The organism is Pseudomonas sp. 1, assembly GCF_056626735.1.
On the sequence record NZ_JBWXMQ010000008.1, the window covers coordinates 299,481 to 308,847 of the forward strand.

Genomic DNA, 9,367 nt, shown 5'->3' on the forward strand with positions numbered 1-9,367 from the left:
CATTCAATTCAATGGTTGGGGACGCGTCAGACCGCTGGCGGCTTGCGCGGTGCGCGAGGTTTTTTCTCTGAGGCTTTTTCGCCCGGGGGAATAACTTTGGCGGCACTGGCTGGCTTGGCCTTGGCCGCGGTCGCTTTGGGTTTGGCTACGGGCGCCTTGCCGTCGGCGGCTTTGCTGGTGGCGGTCTTGCCGGCGGTTTTACTGCCGGCAGCCTTGGGCGATTTCTTCGGTGCCAGCGCTTCGGCTTCGGCCAGTTTGCGCGCCATCTCCCAGTGGCGGGCTTCCTGGCCTTCGGGTTTTCCTTCTGATTCCCAGATCTGATAGGCGAATTCGCGGATGCGTTTATCGTCGGTACTCATCGCAATGCTCCTGAACTGAACTCATGCTGCTAGACGTGTTGAATAAGCAGATTGACCGGGAAATCCCCCAGCGCGGCGCTGACGTGCAGCTCCCTGTTTTTTGTGACTGCGCTGCTTGAAAAAAGTCCCTTCAGATTTTCGTCAGAGGCGTCGAACGGTAAAACCACCCGCGTATCGCCCCAGCGCAGCGCATCGACCTTCGGTATGGCACTGTTTTCCAGCAGTGTTGCGCAACGGATCGGCACGACTACGATGACCCGTTGTCCCCCATGCTCGCGGGCAAACGCGAGCACGTTGTGCGCCTGGCTGCCCAGTACCTCGAGGGCCTGGTACGAACCGCGGCGGAACAATTCGCTGTGTTCGGTGCGCAACTGCAGCACCTGAGCGATCAAGGCCTGCTTGATTCGCCCGTCACGCCAACCCGATAACAGGTCCTGGGCGGGCGTCGCCTTCAGGGTCTGTTCGCGCAGGCCGTAGTCCACCGGCCGGCGGTTGTCGGGATCGACCAGACTGAAATCCCAATACTCGTTGCCCTGATACAGATCCGGCACCCCCGGCACCGTCATGCGCAGCAAGGTTTGCGCCAGCCCGTTAAGGGCGCCGGCCGCGGCGATGCTGTTGACGGTCTTGGCCAGCGCCCCGCGCAGCAGTTCGCCCTCGGGGGCCAGCAGCAATTGTTCGGTGAACGCTTGGGCTGCGTTTTCGTAAGCCTCGTTCGGCGCACTCCAGCTGCTTTGCAGCTTGGCTTCGCGCAGGGCTTTCTGCTGCCACTGCCAAACACGCTTGGCGTAGTCGGCGAAACCGGCCTGATCGTCGTCGCGCAGGTCCAGCGGCCAACTGCCGAGCAGCGCCTGATAGAGGATCAATTCGTCTGCCGACGACGGCAGTTGATCGTCATGGCGCAGCGGCCGGGCGAGGGCGCGCCACAACTCGACCTGTTCGGCGTACCAGTGGCTGCGTTCGCTGAGCACGGCCAGCCGCGCGCGGGTGTCTTCGCCGCGTTTGTGATCGTGGGTGGCGGTGGCCAGCAGGTTGTCCGGGAAGCTCGCCAGCCGTTGCTGGTTCACCGCGTGAAAGTCGCTGACCGGCGCGCTGAACTGTTCGGTGTTGTAGCCGACGTCATTGCGCGACAGCAGCACCGCCGAGCGATACAGCGCGGTGTCTTCCACCGCTTTGGCGGCAGCTGGCGAGGTGAGTTGCTGAAAGCGCACGCAGGCGTGTTTCAGAATCTTGCGCGAACGGCCACGGGGCTTGCGTCGCCACGGCTGGCCGCCGAGCCAGCCGGCTACGGAGTCCAGCACTGGCCAATCGGCTTCGCTCAATGCCTGCCGCGCCCCATCCATGGCCTGTTGGAAAAACACCTCGTCCCGCGCGGAGCGGCCCATCGGAGTGATGTAAGTGCGATAGACCGGGAAGTGCACGATCAGCGCCTGCAACACCCGGCGGATCGAGCCGAGCGTGAGGTCGCGGGTCATCAGGTCATCGCGCGCCACTTGCAGCAGGGCCTGGGCGACGCTTTCGCAATCGCTGGCCAGCGAACCGTTGAGGATCTGCTGGCGCGCCAGTTGCGCCTCTTCGATAAACGCAGAGGGACGTTCGGTGCGACGTTTCCACAAATCGCCCAGCACATGTTCGCCGTCCGGGTCGTGTTGCAGCAGCGACAACTGATTCATGAATTCGTAACCGGTGCTGCCGTCCACGGACCAGTCGGTGGGCAGGGTTTCACCGTCGCCAAGAATCTTCTCGACGTAGATCGGCAAGTGTCGGCCCGGTGCCAGGTGGTCGAGGCGCCGGCGCAGTTTGCGGCAGTAACTGCGCGGATCGGCGAGGCCGTCGATGTGGTCGATGCGCAGGCCGTCGATCAGGCCTTCGCCGATCAACTGGAAAATCTTGCCGTGGGTGGCCTCGAACACCGCCGGACGCTCGACGCGCAAACCGCCAAGTTCGTTGATGTCGAAGAAGCGCCGCCAGTTGATGTCATCCGCCGCCGTGCGCCAGCTCGCCAGACGATAGCTTTGCCGCTCGAGCAATTGGTGCAGGCGCTGAAACCCGTCTTCGGTCTTCGAATCGTAGCGGGTCAGGTTGCGCTGGATGGCCTGCAGAACGTCGGGGTCGCTGGCCAGTTGCTGAAGTTCTTCCTTGAGCGGGAGGGCCAGCGAGCGGGCGTCGATCTGATAACTGAGCGCGCTGAAACGGTCGGCGAGGGCTTTGAGCGCTTCGTTCGAGGTGTCATCGGCTTTGAGCAGTTCGCCGTAATCGCCGGGGCAGATCGGGAAGTGGTGTTCGTAGTGCTCGACATGGAAGGTACCGCTCTCGGCGTTGAACACCAGTGGCAGGGTCGCGTCCTGTAGCGCGACGCCGTAATCGCTGCCAAGAAACGGCAGCAGCAACTGGCCTTCCATCAAGGGGTCCGGCGAGTGCCACTGAATATCGAAGAATTCGCCGTAGGGGCTGAGCCGTCCCCATTCCAGCAGATCGAGCCACCACGGGTTGTCGCCGCCACCGACCGCCATGTGATTGGAGACGATGTCGAGGATCAGCCCCATGCCATGCTCGCGCAGGCTGGCGACCAGGCGACGCAAGGCCGGCTCGCCGCCGAGTTCCGGATTGACGCGGGTCGGGTCGACCACATCGTAGCCGTGCATCGAGCCCGCGCGGGCGGCGAGCAACGGCGAGGCATAAATGTGGCTGATGCCGAGCCGGGCGAAGTACGGCACCAGCGGCACTGCTTGATCAAGGGTAAAGCCGCGATGAAACTGCAGGCGGACCGTGGCCCGCGGTGTCTGGATAGGCAATGTACTCATCGGTCACGCTCGGCTGCCTGAAGACGCGCGCAAGCCAACAGTTCCAGGCGTCTCGCGGCGTCGACGCCGTCAAGCAGCGCTTCACTGGTGCCGGGCAGGCGACGCGACCAGTTGGGGTGGGTGTCGATGGTGCCGGGCAGGTTGGCCTGTTCGTCGAGGCCCAACGCATCTTCCAGTGGCAGCAGCACCAACGGCGCTCGGGTGTGGCCGAGGAAACGTACAGCGGCGTCGACCACCTGATCGGCCTCGTGGGATTCCTCGCGAAAGTTTTGCGGATCCTGGCTCAGTGCACCGCGCAAGCCCTCGCGCTCGCGTTCGCGATAACGGCGCCAATCGATTTCGCCATTGGCATCGATGAGCCCGAGCCGCGCGTTCCAGTCGATGTCGCGACCATGCCACCAGCCATTGAGTGTCGGTAGATCATGGGTGCTGGTGGTCGCGAGAGCGTTGTCCGGCCAGTCGAGTATCGGCTTGAAAAAAGTGTTGTCCTGTTCGAACAACAGCACGCGCATGCCGAGCATGGCGCGGGCGATGAGTTTTTCCCGCAGGCCATCGGGCACGGTGCCGAGGTCTTCACCGAGCACGATCGCTTGATGGCGATGGGACTCGAGGGTCAGCAGACGCAGCAGATCGTCCACCGGGTAATACAGGTAGGCGCCGTCCGCCGGGGCTGCACCGTTGGGGATCACCCATAACCGTTGCAGACCCATGACATGGTCGATGCGCAGCCCGCCGGCATGGGCGAAGTTGGCGCGCAGCATGTCGATGAACGCGCGAAAACCGTTGCGCACCAGACCTTCCGGGGAAAACGCGGAAATGCCCCAGCCCTGTCCGGATCGATTGAGAATGTCCGGTGGCGCGCCGACGGTCAGCGAGGCCAGCAGTTCATCCTGAAAACTCCAGGCCTGGCTGCCGGCACCGTCGGCACCCACCGCCAGGTCGGCGATCAGGCCGATGCCCATGCCGGCGCTGCGGGCGGCGGTCTGGGCGCGTTCCAGGCAGCGGTGGATCAGCCATTGGCAGAATGCGAAGTAGCTGATGCGCTCGGCGTATTCCTCGGCAAACGCGCCGAGGGCAGCGCCGCGCGGGTCCTGCCAGTGTTCCGGCCATTGGCGCCAGTCGAGGCTTTCGCCATGGGCGGCGCGCATTTCCTGGATGGCTTCGAAGCGGCAATGGTTTTCCAGCGCTTCGCCACCGGCATCGCGGAAGCTGGAGAAGTCTGCATGTAACGGGTGTTCGCCACTGATGAAACCGTCGTACAAGGCTTGCAGCAGTTTCAGTTTGGCCTCGGCGGCTTTTGGCCAGTCGATCAGTTTCAGGTTTTCCAGTTGTTCGAACTGATCGGTCAGGCCGGCTGCGGCAATCGCATCGCGCAGCGCGCGCTCGCCAAGAATTGCGCCGGGCGCGGCGTACAGCGCATTGAGAAACAGCCGACTGGACGGCGAGTAGGGGCTATAGCGCCCGGTGTCGGCGCTGAACATCGCATGCAGCGGGCTGATCGCCAGCGCATCGGCACCACGCTCACCGGCCACCCGGGCCAGTTCTTCCAGGGCCTGGGTGTCGCCGAAGCCGCCATCGCCGGGGCGGCGCAAGCCATAAAGCTGCACGCTCAGGCCCCACACGCGGGGGATCGGACTGTCCACCGCGTCTCCGACGCTGAAGCAGCGTTCCGGTGCCACGGCGAGAGTGAATTGTTGATCGGCGATGTGCACTTGCTGGTAGCCGACCGGAATCTCGCCCGGCAACACGGCCTTGGCGTCCAGCTTGAGGCTCAGGCGCGAGCCGTCTTCAAGGTGAATCTCGCAAGGGGTTTCGGGTTGGAAATAGCGGGCCAGATCCAGGCCAACGCCGACGTCTGCGGTGAGCAGTGGAGGCAGATGGCGGTTTTCCTGTACTTGTTGCAGTTCGAGCAGGCTGGCGTCGATTTCCTGGGCCGTTCCGGCCGGGTGACCGAGGCCGGTCAAAACATTGCGCAGCACCGCCGGGGCGACTTTTTGCTGGCGGCCATTGGCGTCGATCCAGTCGACGGCAAGGCCGGCCCGGCTGGCGAGAATTTCCAGTTGCGCATCGCTCATAGGCGCTCTCCATCCAAGGGTGGCAAAGGGGTTGCGGCCGTGAGGCTGACGAGCGCGCAATACGGGGGCAGTTGCCCCTCATCCGTCAGACCTGCGGTGGCGGGCTGGCGGAACAGCCACACCGGTTCGGTCTGTGGAAGGTTGACCACTGGCGTGTCGCCGAGGTTCAGGTCGATTCGCAGCTCGCTGCCATCGCCCAGCCGCCAGCGTGCGCTGACGGCGCCAAGGCCCAGTACGTGGGCGCCGAGCGCCTGCGTACCGGGTAAATGCGCAATGATGTGCTGGTGGCGCAACTGCAACAGTTGCCGATACAGCGCCAGTGTCGCCTGCTGTGCCGGCGTACCGCTGCCGGTCAGGCGCGGTTGCGAGGCATGGAAAGTCTGCGCGGCGTTGGGATCGGGAATCTGCTCCCGTCGCTGTGGGTCGGCGAAGGCGCTGAACGCTGCAAATTCGTTGCGTCGGCCTTCGCGCACGAGCTTGGCCAATTCGCCGTGATGGCTGGTGAAGAACAGGAACGGTTGTTCGGCAGCGTATTCGTCGCCCATGAACATCAGCGGAATCATCGGCGATAGCAGCAACAGCACCGTGGCGGCTTGAAGCGCGCGCGGGTCGGCCAATTGATGCAGGCGTTCGCCAAAGGCGCGGTTGCCGATCTGGTCATGGTTCTGCAGGAACAGCACGAACGCGGTGGAGGGCAGATGCTCGCTGGGCTCGCCACGGGGCGTGCCATGTCGGGTGGTATGCCCCTGAAACACGAAGCCCTGGCTCAAACAGCGGGCCAGTTGTTCGGTGGGTTGCTCGGCGTAGTCGGCGTAATAGGCGTCGGTCTCGCCGGTCAGCAGCACATGCAAAGCGTTGTGGCCGTCATCGTTCCACTGAGCATCGTAGGCGTCTTCCAGCAGGCTGGCCTGATTGTGTTCATTCTCCACGGTCAGCCAGACGTGGCGGGTCGGGTCAATCTGCTGACGTACGCGCCGGGCGAGTTCCTGAAGGAAATCCGGGTCCTCGATGGCGTGCACCGCGTCCAGGCGCAGGCCGTCGAAACGGTATTCCAGCAGCCACATCAATGCGTTTTCGATGAAGAAGTCCCGCACTTCGCGACGACGAAAATCGATGGCCGCGCCCCACGGCGTATGTTTGTCTTCGCGAAAAAAGCCTTTGGCGTAGCGATGCAGATAATTGCCGTCGGGACCGAAATGGTTGTAAACCACGTCGAGAATCACCGCCAGGCCATAACCGTGGGCGCTGTCGATCAGGTGTTTGAGTTGTTCCGGCGTGCCGTAACTCGCTTGCGGCGCGTAATGCAGCACACCGTCGTAGCCCCAGTTGCGATCACCGGGAAATTGCGCAATCGGCATCAGTTCAATGGCCGTGATGCCGAGCCCGGCCAGACGCGCCAGATGCTGCTCGACTTCGGCAAACCCGCCGAGTGCACCGACATGCAGTTCGTAGATCACCGCCTCATTCCACGGCCTGCCGTGCCAGGTGGTGTTGCGCCAGGAATAAAGATGAGGATCGACCACCACGCTGTGACGGTCGAGGTCTCCGTCCTGCGCCCTGGAGGCGGGGTCGGGCACCTCCAGTTCCCCATCGATATTGAAACGGTAGCGGCTGCCGGCCGGGCAACGGCTCTTGATCACGAACCAGCCATCGCCTTGAGGCAGCATGGGCAGGGACTGACCGTCTTCCAGCTCGACGCTGACGTAAAACGCATCCGGCGCCCACAACGCGAACTGTGTGTGGTCGGCATCCAGCATGATCGCGCCGTGTGGCCAGCTTTCAGGTGTCCGTGACGCCATCGTTGAAACCTCCCTGGTTATTTGTGGTGCGTTTTGCCCAGCGCCTTGGTCACCAGTTGTTCGTAGAGTTCGGCGTAGGGTTCGACGGCTTTGCACCAGTTGAACGGCGCGGCCATCGCCCGGCAGCGCATCGCGTGCAGCAGTTCCGGGAAAGCAAACACCTTGAACGCGCGGCTCAGGGCTTCGCGGTAGCTGTCCGGTGTCGATTCGTTGAAGAGGAAACCGGTGACGCCGTTTTCGATGGTGTCGGCCAGCCCGCCGGTATTGCGTGCCACCGGCAGCGAGCCGAAACGCTGGGCGTACATCTGGCTCAGGCCGCAAGGCTCGTAACGCGATGGCATCAGCAGGAAATCGCTGCCGGCAAACATGCGCCGGGCGTCGGTTTCATTGAAGCCGATGCGCACGCCGATCTGGCCGGGGAAACGCAGCGCCAGCTCGCGCATGGCCTGTTCTTCTTCCGGTTCGCCACGACCGATGATCGCGATCTGGCCACCATTCTGGACGATGTATTCCGACACCGCTTCGGTCAGGTCCAGGCCTTTTTGATAGACCAGACGCGAAACCACGGCAAACAGCGGGCCTTCGGAGTCATGCAGACCGAACAGTTCGCGCACGTGGGCGGCGTTGATTGCCTTGCCTTCCCAGTCGCCGATGGCGAACGGCGCGAACAGGTGCGGATCGGTGGCGGCGTCCCAGCTTTCATCGATGCCGTTGGGGATGCCGCTGAGCAAACCTTGCTGGGTCTTGGCGGCGAGAAAGCCGTCCAGACCACAGCCGAAATCCGGGGTGGTGATTTCTTGCGCATAGGTCGCGCTGACCGTGGTGATGTGGCTCGAATAGGCCATGCCGGCCTTGAGGAACGACATCTTGCCGTAGAACTCCATGCCTTCCTGTTGCAGGGCATGGGCAGGAATCCCGAGTTCCGGGCACGAGCCCAGACTGGTCACGCCTTGATAGGCGAGGTTGTGAATGGTGAACAGAGTCGGCGTGCGCTGCCCGCGCCAGTGCATGTAGGCAGGCGCCAGCCCGGCCGGCCAGTCGTGGGCGTGCACCAGATCCGGGCACCAGTGGATTTGGGCGAGGTTGGCGGCGATGTCGGCAGCTGCCAGGCCCAGACGGGCGAAGCGAATGTGGTTGTCCGGCCAGTCGCGACCGTTGTTGGCGCCATAAGGGCCGCCGTCGCGGGCATAGAGTTCAGGGCAGATCAGCACATAAATCACCAGACCATCGGGCATGTCCATGCGCCCGATCTTGCAGGGCGGCAGTGCGGCGTGGCCACCCAGTTCGCCGATGATATGGATCGGATTCTCGCTGTTCATCACTTGCGGGTAACCGGGGATCAACACCCGGACGTCATGCAGATGCGCCATGGCGCGGGGCAGGGCGGCAGAAACGTCTCCCAGACCACCGGTCTTCACCAGATCGGCGATTTCCGAGGTCACGAACAACACTTTCTTCTTGTTGGGGTTCTGACTGGCCACTGGCGTCAGTGTCTTGGTGCCCGGGACGTTGATCGACCGGCTGCCGGGAACGCTTACGGTGCTCGATTCACCCATCGGCTGATGAGCCCGTTCTCCCTGAATTTCCAATGCCGCACTGATCATATGAATCTCCCGTTTTGTTTGATCTGATTCTTGTCTTGAACAAGCGATGTCCATGGCCAAGTCCTGTGGCCGGGCGCAAACGCGCCACGCATCGGTGAGCAAACGCTACCCAACACGCGCAAGCAGAATGGGTGAAGAGGCCGTTGCAAGGAACGAACCAAACGCTTTGGCCCAGTTGTTCAGATGACCCGGTGCGATCAGCAAAAGTTTCGATTAATTTTCGGCTTTGTGACCGCTCGGTTTAGCTCCGCGAAAACCAGTCTAGGTCAGATCCTAGAGCGGGCCAGGGCAATCGGATGAATTGTTCGACAATCGGTGGGAGGACCTCGAATCTTGCGGGCTGCACGGTGTAACGCACCGACGAAGTGCATGTTTGCCCGTACGAGTGGATCACAACAGTGACTTGTTGGTCGCGATTTAGAGCGCTTCGTGTGGGCGGCTGCACTGTTGCGGTGCGCAGTTTGTTGCCGTGTAGTTCATTTTTCAGAGACGCATCCTACAAGAAGCCTGGAAATATCTGACTGCGCCTGAGCGCGAAGCCCAGCAAAGTCCTGTGTTTGGATATCACCAGGACCTGTGAATGTTTATCGTCGCTCACTCAGTCACCATCAGGTTCGTCACCGGGGTGGCGCGCCCATGACCCATCCCGCCATCCTCGACGCTGCCGCCGCCTCGAAAGCCCCCATCGTTGCGCCCGCAGCTTGCCCGCTGCAACAAACCCATGTG

General features: G+C 62.7%; 5 protein-coding genes. All 5 read right to left on the minus strand.

Annotated elements, in window-relative coordinates; all coding sequences use genetic code 11:
• Positions 1-26: 26 nt before the first annotated feature.
• Genes AC1MDC_RS14885 through glgA form a run of 5 tightly spaced genes read right to left on the minus strand, consistent with a single transcriptional unit; the run spans position 27 to position 8,641 of the window.
• Complete coding sequence (locus AC1MDC_RS14885) at positions 27-359, minus strand: DUF2934 domain-containing protein (protein WP_085700683.1); 333 nt, start codon at positions 357-359, stop codon at positions 27-29.
• 29 nt (positions 360-388) lie between these two features.
• Positions 389-3,163, minus strand: a complete 2,775-nt coding sequence (locus AC1MDC_RS14890) for a malto-oligosyltrehalose synthase (protein ID WP_480393247.1) — start codon at positions 3,161-3,163, stop codon at positions 389-391.
• Positions 3,160-5,238, minus strand: coding sequence for a 4-alpha-glucanotransferase (gene malQ, locus AC1MDC_RS14895; protein ID WP_480393248.1), 2,079 nt, complete (start codon positions 5,236-5,238; stop codon positions 3,160-3,162). The genes AC1MDC_RS14890 and malQ overlap by 4 nt, the downstream gene beginning before the upstream one ends.
• Entirely contained in the window at positions 5,235-7,037 is a 1,803-nt protein-coding gene (gene treZ / locus AC1MDC_RS14900; RefSeq protein WP_480393249.1) for a malto-oligosyltrehalose trehalohydrolase, read from the minus strand. The genes malQ and treZ overlap by 4 nt, the downstream gene beginning before the upstream one ends.
• Positions 7,038-7,054: 17 nt before the next feature.
• Positions 7,055-8,641 carry a glycogen synthase GlgA gene (gene glgA / locus AC1MDC_RS14905; protein ID WP_085704028.1) on the minus strand — a complete coding sequence of 529 codons (1,587 nt, stop codon included), beginning with the start codon at positions 8,639-8,641 and terminating at the stop codon, positions 7,055-7,057.
• Positions 8,642-9,367 lie beyond the last annotated feature (726 nt).